The sequence below is a fragment of the Streptomyces sp. NBC_01166 genome (assembly GCF_045039765.1).
GTDB lineage: Bacteria > Actinomycetota > Actinomycetes > Streptomycetales > Streptomycetaceae > Streptomyces.
This window is the reverse complement of the sequence record NZ_CP108613.1, coordinates 4,157,364-4,172,388: the sequence shown is the minus strand read 5'-3', so window position 1 is coordinate 4,172,388 and position 15,025 is coordinate 4,157,364. Positions and strand designations below refer to the sequence as shown.

At 72.6% G+C, this 15,025-nt stretch carries 15 protein-coding genes; 7 read left to right on the top strand and 8 right to left on the bottom strand.

The window, feature by feature from the left end:
• Nucleotides 1–40: 40 nt before the first annotated feature.
• Both trpS and OG379_RS19115 read left to right on the top strand, forming a co-directional pair.
• Nucleotides 41–1,093, top strand: a complete 1,053-nt coding sequence (gene trpS / locus OG379_RS19120) for a tryptophan--tRNA ligase (RefSeq protein ID WP_405668577.1) — start codon at nucleotides 41–43, stop codon at nucleotides 1,091–1,093.
• Nucleotides 1,094–1,127: 34 nt separating this feature from the next.
• Nucleotides 1,128–1,499: a VOC family protein gene (locus tag OG379_RS19115; RefSeq protein WP_405664363.1), complete on the top strand. Its 372-nt coding sequence runs from the start codon at nucleotides 1,128–1,130 to the stop codon at nucleotides 1,497–1,499.
• 15 nt (nucleotides 1,500–1,514) lie between these two features.
• Here OG379_RS19115 and OG379_RS19110 read toward each other — a convergent pair whose 3' ends face one another.
• Both OG379_RS19110 and OG379_RS19105 read right to left on the bottom strand, forming a co-directional pair.
• On the bottom strand, nucleotides 1,515–3,518 hold the full coding sequence (locus OG379_RS19110; RefSeq protein ID WP_405664361.1) for an NAD-binding protein: 2,004 nt from the start codon (nucleotides 3,516–3,518) through the stop codon (nucleotides 1,515–1,517).
• Nucleotides 3,519–3,649: 131 nt separating this feature from the next.
• A complete protein-coding gene (locus OG379_RS19105) occupies nucleotides 3,650–4,288 on the bottom strand; it encodes a hypothetical protein (RefSeq protein ID WP_405664359.1) in 639 nt (212 codons plus the stop codon).
• A gap of 295 nt (nucleotides 4,289–4,583) precedes the next feature.
• Here OG379_RS19105 and OG379_RS19100 point away from each other — a divergent pair, with 295 nt between their 5' ends.
• On the top strand, nucleotides 4,584–5,651 hold the full coding sequence (locus OG379_RS19100) for a PucR family transcriptional regulator (RefSeq protein WP_405664357.1): 1,068 nt from the start codon (nucleotides 4,584–4,586) through the stop codon (nucleotides 5,649–5,651).
• A 62-nt stretch (nucleotides 5,652–5,713) separates the two neighbouring features.
• On the opposite strand, the gene OG379_RS19095 is transcribed toward OG379_RS19100, so the two are convergent.
• Entirely contained in the window at nucleotides 5,714–6,169 is a 456-nt protein-coding gene (locus OG379_RS19095; protein ID WP_387393326.1) for a tellurite resistance TerB family protein, read from the bottom strand.
• Between the two features lie 136 nt (nucleotides 6,170–6,305).
• Here OG379_RS19095 and OG379_RS19090 point away from each other — a divergent pair, with 136 nt between their 5' ends.
• Both OG379_RS19090 and OG379_RS19085 read left to right on the top strand, forming a co-directional pair.
• Nucleotides 6,306–6,749, top strand: coding sequence for a BlaI/MecI/CopY family transcriptional regulator (locus tag OG379_RS19090; protein WP_405664355.1), 444 nt, complete (start codon nucleotides 6,306–6,308; stop codon nucleotides 6,747–6,749).
• An 8-nt stretch (nucleotides 6,750–6,757) separates the two neighbouring features.
• Complete coding sequence (locus tag OG379_RS19085; protein ID WP_405664353.1) at nucleotides 6,758–7,702, top strand: M56 family metallopeptidase; 945 nt, start codon at nucleotides 6,758–6,760, stop codon at nucleotides 7,700–7,702.
• Between the two features lie 19 nt (nucleotides 7,703–7,721).
• Here OG379_RS19085 and OG379_RS19080 read toward each other — a convergent pair whose 3' ends face one another.
• The 5 genes from OG379_RS19080 to OG379_RS19060 form a co-directional block, all read right to left on the bottom strand.
• Nucleotides 7,722–8,969 carry a cation:proton antiporter gene (locus OG379_RS19080; protein WP_393756311.1) on the bottom strand — a complete coding sequence of 416 codons (1,248 nt, stop codon included), beginning with the start codon at nucleotides 8,967–8,969 and terminating at the stop codon, nucleotides 7,722–7,724.
• A 2-nt stretch (nucleotides 8,970–8,971) separates the two neighbouring features.
• Nucleotides 8,972–9,442, bottom strand: a complete 471-nt coding sequence (locus OG379_RS19075) for a cation:proton antiporter regulatory subunit (RefSeq protein WP_205019030.1) — start codon at nucleotides 9,440–9,442, stop codon at nucleotides 8,972–8,974.
• A gap of 254 nt (nucleotides 9,443–9,696) precedes the next feature.
• The gene (locus OG379_RS19070; protein WP_393756308.1) at nucleotides 9,697–11,142 is read right to left on the bottom strand and encodes a flotillin family protein; all 1,446 of its coding nucleotides are present in this window, start codon (nucleotides 11,140–11,142) and stop codon (nucleotides 9,697–9,699) included.
• A gap of 96 nt (nucleotides 11,143–11,238) precedes the next feature.
• A complete protein-coding gene (locus tag OG379_RS19065; RefSeq protein ID WP_405664350.1) occupies nucleotides 11,239–11,760 on the bottom strand; it encodes a hypothetical protein in 522 nt (173 codons plus the stop codon).
• Between the two features lie 106 nt (nucleotides 11,761–11,866).
• Nucleotides 11,867–12,352 carry a peroxiredoxin gene (locus tag OG379_RS19060; protein WP_405664348.1) on the bottom strand — a complete coding sequence of 162 codons (486 nt, stop codon included), beginning with the start codon at nucleotides 12,350–12,352 and terminating at the stop codon, nucleotides 11,867–11,869.
• A gap of 157 nt (nucleotides 12,353–12,509) precedes the next feature.
• On the opposite strand from OG379_RS19060, the gene OG379_RS19055 reads away from it, so the two are divergent.
• Together OG379_RS19055 and OG379_RS19050 are read left to right on the top strand one after the other, a co-directional pair.
• Nucleotides 12,510–13,253 (top strand): alpha/beta hydrolase, encoded by a 744-nt coding sequence (locus tag OG379_RS19055; protein WP_405664347.1) that lies wholly within the window; start codon nucleotides 12,510–12,512, stop codon nucleotides 13,251–13,253.
• 53 nt (nucleotides 13,254–13,306) lie between these two features.
• Complete coding sequence (locus OG379_RS19050; protein WP_405664345.1) at nucleotides 13,307–15,022, top strand: SpoIIE family protein phosphatase; 1,716 nt, start codon at nucleotides 13,307–13,309, stop codon at nucleotides 15,020–15,022.
• The last annotated feature ends 3 nt before the right edge of the window (nucleotides 15,023–15,025 follow it).

The window sequence follows — 15,025 nt, the reverse complement described above, 5'->3', positions numbered from 1 at the left end:
CTCCACGCGTACACCACCAGCGAGGAGACCCCCCGTGGCCATGACAACCGACCTTGCCGTCAGCCCCGCCGCGCGCCGCAGCGCCGAACTGGAACAGCAGCTCGCCGGGGACCCCGGCCGCTTCCGCGTCCTCACCGGCGACCGGCCCACCGGAGCCCTGCACCTCGGGCACTACTTCGGCACCCTCCACAACCGGGTGCGCCTACAGGACCTCGGCGTGGAGGTCTTCGTGCTCATCGCCGACTACCAGGTCCTCACCGACCGTGACGTCGCCGAACGGCTCACCGAGCATGTGGAGGGGCTGCTCCTGGACTATCTCGCCATCGGGATCGACCCCGCCCGCGCGACGGTCTTCAACCACAGCGCGGTCCCCGCCCTCAACCAGCTGCTGCTGCCGTTCCTGTCCCTCGTCTCCGTCGCGGAACTCGGGCGCAACCCCACCGTGAAGGACGAGATCGCGCACTCCAGGCAGGCCGCCGTCAGCGGCCTCATGTACACGTACCCGGTGCACCAGGCAGCCGACATCCTGTTCTGCAAGGGCAACCTCGTCCCCGTCGGCATGGACCAGCTGCCGCACCTGGAGATCACCCGCACCGTCGCCCGCCGCTTCAACGAGCGGTACGGACCTGTCTTCCCCGAACCCGACGCGCTGCTCTCCGCCGCGCCCCTGCTGCTCGGCACCGACGCCACCAAGATGAGCAAGAGCAGGGGAAACTCCATCGCCCTGGGCGCCGACGCCGACGAGACCGCCCGGCTGATCAAGGGAGCCACCACCGACGCCGACCGGCACATCACGTACGACCCCGATCTGCGGCCCGGGGTGTCGAGCCTGGTGCTGCTGGCCGCGCTCTGCCTCGACCGCGACCCGCACGAGGTCGCCGAGGAGATCGGGAACGGCGGCGCGGCCGGTCTCAAGCGGACCGTGACGGAGGCCGTGAACGCCCGCATGGCCCCGATCCGTGCCCGCCGGGCGGAGTACGCCAAGGACATGGGCTACGTGCGGGACGTGCTGCGCGCCGGCAACGAGCGGGCGAACGCCGTGGCCGAGGAGACCCTCCAGGAGGTGCGGGACGCGATGGGGACGATTCGGTAGGCCGGCGGCGGGACGCCCGGGCACACCGGCCCGCATGCCTGTCTCGCTGCATCACATCGTCATCGACGCCCATGATCTGCCCGCCCCGGCCCGCTTCCGGGCCGACGTCCTGCGCCGGCGCATCCTGTCCGAGCGGGAGAAGGAGGTCGTGATCGGGCCGGACGTGAACGCGCCGGTGGGCATCTGCTTCATGCCGGTGACGGACCGCAAGAGCGTCAAGAACCGGCTGCACCTCGATCTGACCTCCGCCGCGGAGGACCGGGAGGCCGAGATCGAGCGCATCGTCGCACTCGGCGCCCGGCACGCGGACGTCGGGCAGACCGGCGACGAGTCGTGGACCGTGCCGGCCGATCCGGAAGGGAACGAGTTCTGCGTGGTCCGCCCGAAGGAGACCCTCATCGGCTGAGGGTCCCCGTCGGCCTCACCGACGCGTCGCCGAGTGCTGCCCGCGCAGCATCTCGGCCAGACCCCGGCGGGTCGCGGCGATCACGACCCGGTCCTCCGGCCGCAGCACATAGCCCGGGTGCAGGTCCCAGACCAGGCCGGACGGCCGGTCCGGACCCCCAGGGCCCGGCGGGTCGTACGGCGGTACGGCCGCCAGGTCCGGGAGCCGGTCGGACGGCGGGGTGGCGTCCAGGGCCAGGATCCGCCAGGCGCCCGCCCGGAACGCCTGTTCGACGGTCCGGCCCTCCAGATGGGGGTTTCCCGCCACCTCCAGGGCGGCGAAGAGCATGACCTTTCGCTCCACCGGTACCGCGCCGAGGATCTGCCGGCCCATCATGGCGACCGCGAACGACGGTGCGGCCAGGTGCGACACGGAGCGGGAACGGGTCAGGGCCCCCGGGTGGGCCGTGCGCAGGGCGCGGTAGACGGCGGTGGCGAACTCGTCGTCGTACAGGCGCAGCGCCACCCGCAGGCCCGGCTTCACCGAGCGGGCGTACAGCGCGGCTTCGAGGTTCGTCGTGTCCACGCTGGTCAGGGCGAGCAGCGCGCGGGCCCGGCGGATCTTGGCCGCCTCCAGGACGCCCTCCTGGGTCACGTCCCCGAGGACCGTCGGGACGTGCAGGCTGCGGGCCAGCGGGATGCCTCGCGCCTCCGGGTCCTCCTCGACGACCACCACGGGTATGTCCAGCTCGCGGAGCCGCACCAGGACCCTCGTGCCGATCTTGCCTAGCCCCAGCAGGACCACATGGCCGGACAGGCCGCGCGGGGGGCGGCGCAGGGAGGACGCGGTGCGCAGCGTGCCGAACGCCTCCAGGACGGCGGCGACCAGCAGGGGCAGCAGCAGGAGCCCGGCCATGCCGGAGAGCAGCTGGATGACCTGGCGGGAGTCCGAGTCGGTGTCCTCGACCGCGGGGTCACCCATCGCCAGCAGGTCGAGCAGGGTCAGATAGGCGGCGTGCACCGGGCTGTCGCCCGTGGTGATCACCGAGGCGACGGCCAGGGCGACGACGGCCGCCGCGACGCCCAGCGCCGACCAGCGCAGCCGCCGGGAGAAGACCTGGCCGAGCGGCGCGCCCCTGCCTCCCATGCGGGCGGGCGCCCGGTCGGGGCCCGCCTGCCTGATGGCCTCCAGGACGACCGTGCCCCGGCCCGTGGCGGCGTTCACCGTCGCCAGGTCGGGCAGGAGCTGAGGGCCCTCCTCGCCGCTGCTGTCGGAGCCCTCGCTGCCCGCGGGGTCCTGGCTGGTGGAGGAGAGGAGCGCCAGCGTGCACAGCCCGGGGTCGGCGAGCTCGCCCGGGCGGGGCGGGGTGCGCTCCACGGCGCGCAGGAGCAGGCCCTCGGCCTGGATGACCTTGCTGCTGCCGGTCAGCGCGGTGGCAGCCAGGGCGGGGGCCGCGGTGTCGGCGTCGGACAGGACTGTGGTGGAGGCGTCCAGGGCGGCCGGGTCGAGTCCGGGCATGGAGACGGCGGCCGCCTGGTCGAGCAGCGTCTCCAGGTGCTGACCCAGCTTGCGGTTGTAGAGCCGGATGACGAGGCGCAGGCGCGGATTGAGCCGGCGGGCCGTCAGGGCGGCGCGGATGTTGAGCTCGTCGTCGTCGTAGACGAGTGCGAGCGCGGCTGCCCGGTCGACGCCGGCCTCCTCCAGCACGTCGTCGGAGGGCTCGTGCGCCTCCATGATGCGGACGGCCTCGACCCCGGCGTTCGTGTCGCCGCTCCCGTTCGCCCCGCCCGCCCCGTTGCGGTTCATCGCCGCCGACATCCGCCCGAACAGGGCCCCGGCCCGGGCCCGTTGGGTCAGAGGCACGTCCGGTCTGCTGGGCTCACGGCCCGGCGGGACGACGAGCGTGACCCGCTCCCCGTACACATAGCGCAGCTCCACGGCGAGCCGGCGGCCGAGGGTGTCGTCGCCGCAGACCACCATGTGGCCGCTGCTCGGGGGGCGTTGGGGCTGTTGAGGAAGTGAGGACACATGGCCCAGCATGCCTTGCTCCCTCCGGTTCAGTCGGGCGTGTCGGTGATCATCGCGTGACGGGGGCGTGGGCCCGTGTCCGTCCGGCGGGGCCCCACGGCGCGCGGAACCACGGACTCACGGCCCCAAGGAGGGGAAGCTGGTCAGCCGGCCTTGCGCGGCAGCGGGCGCGGGGCGAGCGACCCGTCGTACGGCGAGACCCGGAAGAACTCGCCGTCGGCGTCGTACGCGTGGAGGAGGCCCGTGCTGCCGGAGGTGAACACATCACCCGGCGCGGACGGCCTCAGCGGCTGCCGCACCTGCACGATCGCGTTCGAACCGTCGGCGGCGGCGACCTCGGCCTGCCCGAAGTCGGCGCTGACGGATCCCGTGCGGATCGTGCAGACCTGGCCCACGAAGTCCTGCCGGGATGGAGGAGGCTCCGCGGGGAAGAACCGGCGGAAGCGGCGTACGAGCATGCGGACCACCCCCCAGGCGATCAGGAGCGCCCCCGCCAGTACGGCGAGGTGCATCACGGCCCGCAGGGTGCCGGTGGCTCCGCTGCGGAGGACGAGGGCCGACCCGACCAGGCCGGTCAACCAGGAAACGGCGATGAACAGCGACATCGACACGGACACGGGCACCCCGCCGAAGCCGACCGCTTCGGTGTCGAGGTCGGTGTCGAAGGAGTCGTGACCAGCCGCTCCGACCAGTACCAGCAGCCAGAAGCAGACGACGACCACCAGGGCGCCGCCGAAGACGACGGCCGGGAACGCGACTGCTGCGGAAAAGAATTCGGTCATCCGGTCCACCCCCTGCGACGCCGTGCGGTCCGAGGGACCGGGCGGCGTCAGGCGGGCCGGGGGACCGGCGCTGCGACACCGCGAACGGCCTCGCAGCGACCGGTTTCTTCCCCCGTGATCCCCCGTAACCCCCGTGATTCCCCCGTGTGTTGCTGGACAGATCGTGTCAGCCGGGCCGGTCCGGGCGCATTGCCGGAATCCGGCAGCCTTTACGGGGCCGGCCTGCCGGGCACCGGCACCGGCCTCCGTGCGTTGACGGGATGACGATGCCGGCGGTGTGTGGAGGAGTGCGCAAGTGGCGGAGCCCGAGATCCCCGAACGGTTCCTGGAGGGCTACGCCCGGATCCTGGCCGAGGTCGCGGACACCGGCCGCCGGCTCACCCGGGACGAGCTGGAGACGCGGCGCACCCTCGGCCGTGAGGCCGCGGAGGCCGGGCATCAGCTGCGGGCCCTGGTGCGGCTCCATCTCTCGGAGACCCGCGCCGCCTGGCCGCTCACCACGCGGGGCGCGGTCGCCACCGACGCGGTGCTGGGTGCCGTGGAGCAGACGGTCGACGCGTTCGCGGAGGGGTTCGAGCGGGCGCAGCGCATCACGGTGCGGCGGGAGGAAGCGGCGCGGCGGGAGTTCATCGACGACCTGCTGTACGGGCGCAGCGACCTGGGCCGGCTCGCGGAGCGCGCCACCCGGTTCGGGCTGCGGCTCTCGCGGGCCCACGCCGTCGCGGTGGCGGCGGGTCCGGAGGCCTACACCGAGTCCGACGCGGTGCCCCGCAGCGTGGAGGCGGCCCTGCTCGCCCGCTTCAGCGGCCGGAAGATCCTGCTCACCACGAAGGACGGGCGCCTCGTCTGCATAGCCCCCGGCAGCCAGCCCGACGTCCTGCGGTACTTCGCGAAGCAGGCCCACGCCGCGACGGACGGCGGTCAGGTCGCGGTCGGCCGCCCGCACCGGGGCCCCGGCGGAGTGGTCCACTCGTACGACGAGGCGCTCGACGCCCTGGATCTGGCTCAGCGGATGGGCCTCGACGACCCCGTGCTGTACGCCGCCGATCTGCTGGTCTACCCGGTGCTGACGAGGGACCGGCAGGCGATGGCCGACCTGGTGCGGAGCGAGCTCGGCCCGCTCAAGGAGGCCCGGGGCGGCGCGGAGCCCCTGCTGCGCACGCTCTCCGTGTACTTCGACGCGGGCTGTGTCGCCGCCGAGACGGCCCGCCGGCTGTCGCTGAGCGTGCGCGCGCTCACGTACCGGCTGGAGCGGATACACCAGCTGACCGGCTCCGACCCGTCCGACCCGATGCACCGCTACACGCTGCAGACCGCGGTGATCGGCGCCCGGCTTCTGGACTGGCCCGCGAAGGAGCTCTGACGGGCCGGCCGGTCCGTGGCGCGTACGGCCCGAAGGGCCCCGGGCCGTACGCGACGGGGGTCCTACAGGTCGAACTCGTGCGGCGGCAGGTCCAGCGCGAAGCACGCCTCGCGCACGACGGCCTGCTCCGACTTGTCGAAGTCGCCGTCGGCGCCGCCGATCACGATGCCGATCTGGATGACGGCACGCGCCTCGGCGGGCTTCTTCTTCGCCTTGGCGATCTCCTGGAGCACGCTGACCTTGCCGAAGGCGAAGTCCGCCGTCAGCTTGTTCACGTAGTCGTTGAACCTGCGCTGGAGGTCGTCCGCCGGGAAGTTCTGCAGCACGTCGTTCGTGGCGATCAGCGAGGCGACGCGCTGCCGCTCGGACGGGTCGATGGAACCGTCGGCCGCGGAGACGAGGGCGCACATCGCCATGCTCGCGTCCCGGAACGCCCCGCTCTTCAGGTCGTTCTTCTTCGCCTCCAGCTGCGTCTGCATCGTCGACGCCGATTCCTTGATCCGATCCCAAAGGGCCATGACGTCTCCATACGTTGCGTTGCCTGTGGTGTGGAACCAGTCAGACTCTACAGCCGTGTAGAAGTACGGCGGATGGCCACCGATGGCACGGCGGCCGACAGGCACCACCACCCGGCCACTCAGTAGGATGCCGCGGATGAACAGGCCCACAGGCACGGACGACGGCTCCACCCGGGACGGCCCACGGCTGCCCAGGCGCGGCCAGGGACAGCTGGAGTCCCAGGTCCTGACCGTGCTGCGCTCGGCGGGCGGGCCCGCGACGGCCGGATGGGTGCAGGAGCACCTCGACGGCGACCTCGCCTACACCACGGTCATCACGATCCTCTCCCGCCTCTACGCGAAGAAGGCCGTGACCCGCACCCGCCAGGGCCGTTCCTACGTCTGGACCCCGGCCTCCGACGAGGCCGGCCTCGCCGCCCTCCGCATGCGCCGCGTCCTGGACGGCGAACGCGACAGGGAGGCCGTCCTCGCCCGGTTCGTCTCCGCGCTGTCCCCCGGTGACGAGGCGAGACTCCGCGCGCTGCTCTCCCGCGCGGCCGACGAGCCCGACGACGGCCCCGCCGGTCCGGAAAGCCGATAGCCACCACGATGGGCGTCTTCGTCTACCTGCCACTCGTCCTGCCGCTGACCGCCCTCCCCATGGCGCGTCTCGCCGAACAGCACCTGCACCCCAGGAGCGCCACCCGGCTGCTGGCCGCCGTGGGTTCGACGCTGGCCCTGTGCAGCACGCTGTGCCTGGCCCTGCTCATGGTGGTGGGCACGGCCCAGCTCCCCGGCAATCCGCTGCCCGACGGCTGGTCGGACCCGGAGGTGCGCGCCGCGCTGCCGTACGAGGAGAAGGCGGGCCTGATCGCCATCGGCGCCCTGGGGGCGGTGCTGGTGGCCTGGGGCGGCACCCTGCTGCGCCACATCCGGACCCGGGTCCGTGCCGCCCGCGCCCTGCCGGCGCCGGACGGCCACGGCGTCGCGGGGGACCTCGTGGTGGTCCCGTCCCCCGACCCGTACGCCTACGCCCTGCCGGGAGGGCGCGGCCGGGTCGTCGTCTCCACGGCGATGATGGAGTGCCTGGACGCCCGTGAACGCGACGCGCTCGTCGCGCATGAACGCGCGCACCTGGCCGGCCGCCACCACCGCTATCTGCTGGTGACGCAACTGGCGGCCCGCGCCAACCCGTTCCTGGTGCCGCTGCGCACGGCGGTGGCGTACAGCACCGAACGCTGGGCGGACGAGGAGGCGGCGTACGCGGTCGGCAGCCGCCGGGCCGTCGCCACGGCGGTCGGCAAGGCGGCGCTGTTCCCGCACCGTCCGCAGGGGCCCGCCGTGCTCCCCGCCTTCGCGGCGCCGGGCCCCGTGCCGCGCCGGGTGGCGGCGCTGCTCGACCCCGAACCCCCGGCCGGACTGTGGCCCCCGGCATCCGCGCATCTGGCCCTCGCGGCGGTGACCGCGACGGCGGGGACGGCGGCCTCTGCGCTGTCGTCGCTCAACGCGACGGTGACGCTCGTCGGCATCCTCCACGCGGCCACCCCGCTCTGACCGCCGTCCGGTGGACCCGTCAGTCGGAGTCGCGCCCGGCGTGCTCCGGCGTGAGGTCGTCGTGCGACGGCATCGGCTGGTCGGACACCACGGCCGGCTTCTTCCGCTTCCCGGCCAGAGCGGCCTGGAGCTTCGAGGCGACCGGCTCCGTCCAGCGGGCGGTGAGCGGCCCGACGATCACCAGGATCAGCACGTACGCGGTCGCGATGGGCCCGATCCGCGGCTCCGTGGCCACGGCCAGACCGGCGATGACGATCGAGAACTCCCCGCGCGCGACGAGCGTTCCGCCCGCGCGCCAGCGGCCGCGGGGCCCGATGCCGGCCCGCCGGGACGCGTACCAGCCGGTGCCGATCTTCGTGAAGACCGTGACGATCGCGAGCAGCGCCGCCGGGAGCAGCACGGGCGGGATCTCCGCCGGGTCGGTGGAGAGTCCGAAGAACACGAAGAAGACGGCGGCGAACAGGTCCCGCAGGGGTGTCAGCAGTTTGCGCGCACCCTCGGCGACCTCGCCGGACAGTGCGATACCCACGAGGAAGGCGCCGACGGCCGCGGAGACCTGGAGCTGCTGGGCCACGCCGGCCACCAGGACGGTGAGCCCCAGGACGACCAGCAGCAGCATCTCCGGGTTGTCGGACGACACCGCGCGGCTGATGAGCCGGCCGTGGCGCAGGGCGAGGTACAGCACGAAGCCGACGGTCCCGAGCGCGATCAGCAGGGCGATGCTTCCGCCGGCCAGACCGACACCGGCCAGCATCGCGGTGAGCAGCGGCAGGTAGACGGCCATGGCGAGGTCCTCGATGACGAGGACACCGAGGATGACGGGCGTCTCGCGGTTACCGAGCCGCCCCATGTCGGTCATCACCTTCGCGATCACGCCCGAGGACGAGATCCAGGTGACCCCGGCCAGCGCGACGGCCCCCACGGGCCCCCACCCGAGCATCAGACCGGCTGCCGCGCCGGGCGTCGCGTTGAGCACGAAGTCGACGGCTCCGGACGGGTACTGCGTCTTGAGGCTGGTGACGAGCTCCGATGCGCTGTACTCGAGACCGAGCAGGAGCAGCAGCAGGATGACGCCGATCTCCGCCCCGATGGCGGTGAACTCCTCGCTGGCGCCGAGCGGCAGCAGACCGCCCTCACCGAACGCGAGCCCGGCCAGCAGGTAGAGCGGGATCGGCGAGAGACCTATCCGCCCGGCGAATCTTCCGATGATGCCGAGCCCCAGAATGACGGAGCCCAGCTCCACCAGCAGTGCGGTCGTGTCGTGCACGGTCAGCCCTCCGCAATGATCTCGGAGAGCGTGTCGACGCCCTCACGCGTTCCTACAACAACGAGCGTGTCCCCGATGGCCAGCCGGAAGTCCGGCCCGGGCGACGGATGCGCACTGTGCGTACGCAGCACGGCCACGATCGAGGCCCCGGTCCGCGTCCGCGCCCGGGTGTCCCCGAGCAGCCGCCCGCCGTACGGGGAGCGGGTCCCGAGCGGGATGTGCTCGGTGACCAGGTCGATCCCCTCGGTCCGTACGGCGTCGATCGGCGCCGCGTCGATGAGGTGCGCGAGCCCGGTGGCCTCGGTGGTGGTCAGGGGGACGGAGAGCACGCACGAATCTGGGTCGTCCTTCTCGTAGAACCCCAGGAACCGCCGCCCGTCGTGATGCACGACCACGGAAATGTGCTGCCCCGACTCGGTGGTGTAGTCGTACTGGACGCCGACTCCTGGCAGCGATGTGCGGTGCGTTCCCATGGCTTCCTCCCGAGGAGCGCGCGGCGGCACGGCGCGCGTTTTTGATCAGCTTTTTATCTGCCCATTACCCTAACCGGAGCAAGGTTTCGGCCCGGGGCGCGGCGGAGCCACGGGTTCCTGCGCGAGGGGGCGGGCCGGCCCGGAGGTACGGGAGACCTGGCCCTGCGGGCTCGTCCGGCAGCCGGCCGCCCGAACGGCCCGGGCCCGGCGGTGACCGAGGGTCGCCGCCGGGCCCGGGGGGAAACAGCGGTGCGTCAGTCCTTGATCTCGATCTTCTCGCCGTCGGCCGCCGGGGCGGGCGCGGGGACCGCCGGTGCGGACGCGGCGCCGCCCGTCTTGCTCTGAAGGTTCCGGAGCAGCGCGGCCAGGTCGACGCCCGTGGTGGAGTTGAGGAGCTCCAGGCCCTGGGCGACGTTGTCGGTCACCGTGCGGGACAACTGGCTCGCGCCGTCCGTCGAGATGACCGTCAGCTTGTCGATGGCGCTCAGCGGCTCGGACGCCTTGGCGACGACCTGCGGCAGCACCTCGACCAGCATCTGCAGGACGGCCGCGTCGCCGTACTGCTTGAAGGCGTCGGCCTTCTTCTGCATGGCCTCGGCCTCGGCGGCGCCCCTCGCGGCGATGGCGGCAGCCTCGGACTCACCCTCGATGCGTACGGCGTCGGCGAGGGCGGAGCGGTGGAGCTTCTCGCCCTGACCGGTGAGGCGGGAGCGCTCCGCGTCGGCCTCGGCCTCCTTGACCTGGGCGATGCGGCGGGCCTCCGCCTCCTGCTCCGCCTGGTAGCGGGCGGCGTCGGCGGGCTTGCGGACCTTGGTGTCGAGCTCACGGTCCGTCAGAGCGGCCTGCCGCTCGGCGACCTTCTCCTGCTCGCTGAGGACTTCCTGCTGGCGGGCGGCCTCGGCGAGCGGACCCGCGGCGTTGGCCTTGGCCGCCGCGGCCTCGGTCTCGGCCTTGATCTCGGCCTGCTTGAGGTAGAACGTCCGCTCGGCGATGGCGATCTCCTCCGCCGCCTTCAGCCGGGCCTGCTCGGAGGCACGCCGGGCGATGGCCTCGGCGATGTCCGCCTCCTGCTTGGCGCGGGCGGCCTCCGGACGGCCGAGGTCCTCCAGGTAGGAGCCCTCGGTGGTGATGTCTTGGATCTGGAAGGCGTCCAGGATGAGGCCCTGGCCGGAGAGGCTGGCCTCGGCCTCCTCGGCGACCTGCCCGGCGAACGCGGCGCGGTCACGGATGATGTCCTCGACCGACATGCGGCCGACGATGGCGCGGAGGGCCCCGGAGAGCACTTCCTGCGTGAAGCCGACGATGCCGTTCTGCTGCTGGAGGAAGCGCTGGGCAGCGGCGCGGATCGCGTCCTCGCTCCCGCCGACCTTGACGATCGCGACACCCTCGAGGTTGGACTTCACGCCCCGCAGGGTGACGGCGCCGCGTACGGCGACCGGGATGTGGCGGCTGGAGAGGTCCAGGGTGAACTTCTGCTGGACGAAGGGCACGACGAAGACGCCGCCGCCCACGACGACCTTCTGGCCGCTGTTGTCGATGCTGGTGCGGCCGGTCACCGGGTCGGTGGACTTCTTGCCGCGGCGCCCCGTGATGATGAAGGCCTGGCTGGGGCCCGCGACCTTGTATCTGGTGATCACGGCGAGGGCCAGGAGTACGAGAAGAACGACGATGCCGATGACGGCGATGACTACTGGGCTCATGAGAGGTGTCCCCCTTGCCCTCCCCACGGAGTACCCGGCGGGACGGCGGTCTGTTCGGCTGTACGGGTTTCGGACAGGCGTGTGGCTCTGTGGTGGTCAGCGCTCGACGGGGCGGACCGTGACCGAGGTGGTCGAAAGCGTGGCCTCCACCCAGATCTCGGCGCCGCGTTCGACCGGGACGGCGCTCTTCGCGGAGAACTTCACGGTCTGGCCCGCGAGCCGGAGCAGGACCTCGCCGTAACCGTCGGCCGGGATCGGAGTGACCACCGAGCCCGAGGTGCCGACGAGGTCGTCCCCGCGTGGTGTGGCCGTGGTCTGATCCCGCATCAGGGCCTGGCTGAACTTCCATGTCAGCCAGGCCGCGACGACGCCCGCCGCCGCTCCGGCCGTGAGGGCGAGGGGGATTCCGGCCCCGGTGGTGCCGAGGACGATCGCCCCCCCGAAGCCGAGCATGGACAGGAAGCCGGCGATGACGGGCAGGGAGAGCAGGCCGTCGAAGAAGCCGTTCAACAGCCCGCCCAGAGCGTCACCGAGGAGCCCTTCGAAGATCCCGTCGAAGATCAGGGAGAGGGCGAGAAGCGCGATTCCCGCAATGCCGAGACCGAGGAAAACGGTCACGTGATCACTCCCCCGTTTGTTCGCTGTCCCCCGAAATGCTTCCGTCGAACCGACTGAATGGTCCCACGGAGGACGTGGTGGCGGCACTGCCGGAGTCCGGCAGTTTTTACCGGGTTCCGATGCCGGAAAGCTGCTGGGCGAGCGTGTCGAGCGACTGGAAGGTGGCACCGAGCAGGGCGACGTGCTTCCACCGCACCACGCCGTCCGGCCCGATCAGGAAGACGGAACGGCGTACGCCGATGCCGGGTGCGGCGACCCCGTAGGCCCGGGCGGTCTCCCGCCCCGTGTCGGCCAGCAGGGGCATGCGCAGGTCGTGGCCGCGGGCGAAGGCCTCATGGCTGTCCACACCCTGTGGACTGATTCCCCAGACCTCGGCGTCGAGGTTCTCGAAGGTCTCGAGGCCCGAGGAGTAGGAGCAGAGCTGCTTGGTGCAGACGGCCGTGTTGTCACCCGGGTAGAAGGCGAGGACGACGGCCCGCCCGCGCGCGGTGGAGAGCGTGTAGTCGCGCCGCGTGAAGGTGTCTTCGGCGAGTACGCCTCCGGGCAGGGTGAAGTCCGGTGCGGGCTGGCCGATTTGAGGTCCTGACGCCATGTCGGCGGCTCCTTGGGTCGCGTACGGGAAGGGTCCGTGCCTCCCCCAGTGAACGGCACTTTCCACGCATCGACACGTTCGGCCCATCCGTCCGCCCTCCGGCACCGAACATGGGGGTGTGCGGGCGTCGGCCCGCGACCCCGATCTGGAGGTACGCGTGGCCGGAAGACCGCCGTCGGCAGCAGTGCTCGTTCTCCACGGCGGCTACGAGACGGGCATGGCGGCGCCGGCACCCGGCGCCCTGAACCTGCCCGGTCTGCGGATGCTGCCGGTCTCTCGCGCGGTGGCCCGCGCGGTGCGCGGTGACCCCGGTGTGCGCGTGCAGCGCGTCCGTTACACGCACCGGGGCTGGAACGGCTCCCGCGAGGACCCGCTGCACGACGCCTTGCGGGTGCTGGACTCCCTGCGGCGGGAGGCGGGGGACATCCCCGTGGTCCTTCTCGGCCACTCCATGGGAGCCCGCGCCGCCCTCCACGCCGCCGGGCACCCGCTGGTGCGCTCCGTGGTGGGCCTCGCGCCGTGGTGCCCGCCCGGCGACCCGGTGACGCAGCTCGCGGGGCGCGACGTCGTCCTGCTGCACAGCACGCGGGACCGGGTGACGAGCCCGCAGGCGTCCCAGTCGCTCACGGCCAGGGCACGCAGGGCGGGCGCCCGGACCTGTCTGGTGACGATCCCGGGCAGCGACCACGCGATGATCCGCCGGGCTCCGGCCTGGCACCACCTGGCGAGCCTGCTGGTGACCGGGCTGCTGGGCCTCGCACCGGTGCCGAGACGGGTCGAGGAGGCGTTCGGGCTGCCGCGGGGTGCCGCGGCCTCCGAAGGGACCCTGTCGCTGGACGGACTCGACGCCGGCCGCCCGGTCCCGCGGAGATGCGGGGCGGTGCGGGGCGGCGGACGATGAGGAGCCGGGTGCCCGGTGGCCCGTGAGTGCCCCGCGCTCCGCACCCGCCCGGCATGATTCCTCCGGAGGCTCCGTTGCAGGCCGAAGAGCACGCCGATCCGCCGCCCTTCGACGTGGCGGCGCTGGCCGCGCTGATCGGCAGCAGCCCGGCGGGGGTGGCGGTCTTCGACACGGAGCTTCGCTATGTGTACGTGAACCCTGCACTCGAACGGCTCAACGGGGTGCCGGCCGCCGCGCACCTGGGCAGGGCCGTCACCGAGGTGCTGCCGGACATGCACGTCCGGACGCACGTCATGCGCCAGGTGCTGGCCGACGGCAGACCCCGTGAGATCACCACCAGCGGCCAGACCTGGGTGGACTCCGTCATCGAGCGGAGGTACTGGCGTGTGGCCCTGCACCGGTACGAGGAGGACGGACGGGTGCGCGGGCTGATCGGGATCGCCCAGGAGGTCACCGCGACCCAGAACGAGCGGGAGGAGCTGCGGCGGGCCAGGAGTTATCTGACGCTCCTGGACAACGCGGCCGTCGCCATCGGTACGACGCTGGACGTGGAGACCACCTGCCAGGAACTCGCGGAGTTCGTGGTGCCGGTGATGGCCGACGTCGCCGTCGTCGAGATGATCCCGGAGGACAACGGGCGCCCCCGGCGTGAACCACCGGCCGGAGTGCTGCGGCTGCGGCGGTCCGGGATGGCCACGAGCCCGGAACTCGCCGACTCGATCTCCCAGTTCGGCGGGCCGGGCACGGACATCGACTACCAGGAGGACGCGGCTGTGCCCCGCTGCCTTGCGGCCGACGAGCCGGTGATCGAGAACCTGTACGGCGACGAGCAGCTCAGCCGTTCGGCGCCCACCCCCGAACGGGTCGCCGCCTACCGGGCCGTCGGCCTCCACTCGGCCGTCGTCGTGCCGCTCACCGCGCGCGGACGCCCGCTGGGGGCTCTCAGCCTGCTGCGGGCCGGGGAATCCCCTCCCTTCACGGAGGGCCTGGACGTGGTCGTCGCCCGTACGCTCGCGGGCCGCGCCGCCGTAGACGTGGACCACGCCTACCGCTACACGCACGAGCACCGCGTCGCCCGGGAACTCCAGCGCTCCCTGCTCTCCGAGCCGCGGGGGCCGAACCCGGGCATCGAGATCGCGTCCCTCTACCTTCCCGCAGGCGCGGGGGCACTGGTGGGCGGGGACTGGTTCGATGCCATCCCGCTGCAGGGGGGACGGCATCTCAAGGTGATGGGCGATGTGATGGGGCACGGGGTGGAGGCAGCCGTCGCCATGAGCAACTACCGCTCGATGCTCCGCATCATGGCCGAGGACGACCAGCCGCCGCACCGCATTCTCGAGCGGCTCGACAAGGCCGTGGAGCGCTCCGGCCTCGACCGGGCGGCGACCTGCCTGATCGCCGTGGTCGACCGGAAGGAGGGGGTCTGCCAGGTGGCCAGCGCCGGACATCCGCCGCCGGTCTTCATCGACCCCGGGGCGTCCGGGGCGCGGGTGGCGCGCATGCCGGTGGGACCGCCCCTCGGGACGGGCTTCGGCGGATACCGGACAACGGTGCTTCCGTGCGGCCCCGGGACGGTGCTGTTCATGTACACCGACGGCCTGGTGGAGCGCCGGGGCGAGGACATCGACGACTCCATCGAGCGGCTCACACGGCTCACCATGCCGGTGAGCGGACGGCTCCAGGACCTGCTGGGGGAGGTCGTCGACCGCTTCGCCGAGGGGGCCGAGGACGACATCGCGGTGCTCGTCTCGCGGAGCCGGGGCTACTGAACG

Coding starts and splice junctions, on each gene's coding strand:
- OG379_RS19105 (WP_405664359.1), bottom strand. CDS start 4,288: ATGACCGAATTCTTTTCCGCAGCAGTCGCGTTCCCGGCCGTCGTCTTC.
- OG379_RS19060 (WP_405664348.1), bottom strand. CDS start 12,352: ATGGCGTCAGGACCTCAAATCGGCCAGCCCGCACCGGACTTCACCCTG.
- OG379_RS19090 (WP_405664355.1), top strand. CDS start 6,306: ATGAACAGGCCCACAGGCACGGACGACGGCTCCACCCGGGACGGCCCA.
- OG379_RS19050 (WP_405664345.1), top strand. CDS start 13,307: ATGATTCCTCCGGAGGCTCCGTTGCAGGCCGAAGAGCACGCCGATCCG.
- OG379_RS19085 (WP_405664353.1), top strand. CDS start 6,758: ATGGGCGTCTTCGTCTACCTGCCACTCGTCCTGCCGCTGACCGCCCTC.
- OG379_RS19095 (WP_387393326.1), bottom strand. CDS start 6,169: ATGGCCCTTTGGGATCGGATCAAGGAATCGGCGTCGACGATGCAGACG.
- OG379_RS19115 (WP_405664363.1), top strand. CDS start 1,128: ATGCCTGTCTCGCTGCATCACATCGTCATCGACGCCCATGATCTGCCC.
- OG379_RS19075 (WP_205019030.1), bottom strand. CDS start 9,442: ATGGGAACGCACCGCACATCGCTGCCAGGAGTCGGCGTCCAGTACGAC.
- OG379_RS19110 (WP_405664361.1), bottom strand. CDS start 3,518: ATGCTGGGCCATGTGTCCTCACTTCCTCAACAGCCCCAACGCCCCCCG.
- OG379_RS19070 (WP_393756308.1), bottom strand. CDS start 11,142: ATGAGCCCAGTAGTCATCGCCGTCATCGGCATCGTCGTTCTTCTCGTA.
- trpS (WP_405668577.1), top strand. CDS start 41: ATGACAACCGACCTTGCCGTCAGCCCCGCCGCGCGCCGCAGCGCCGAA.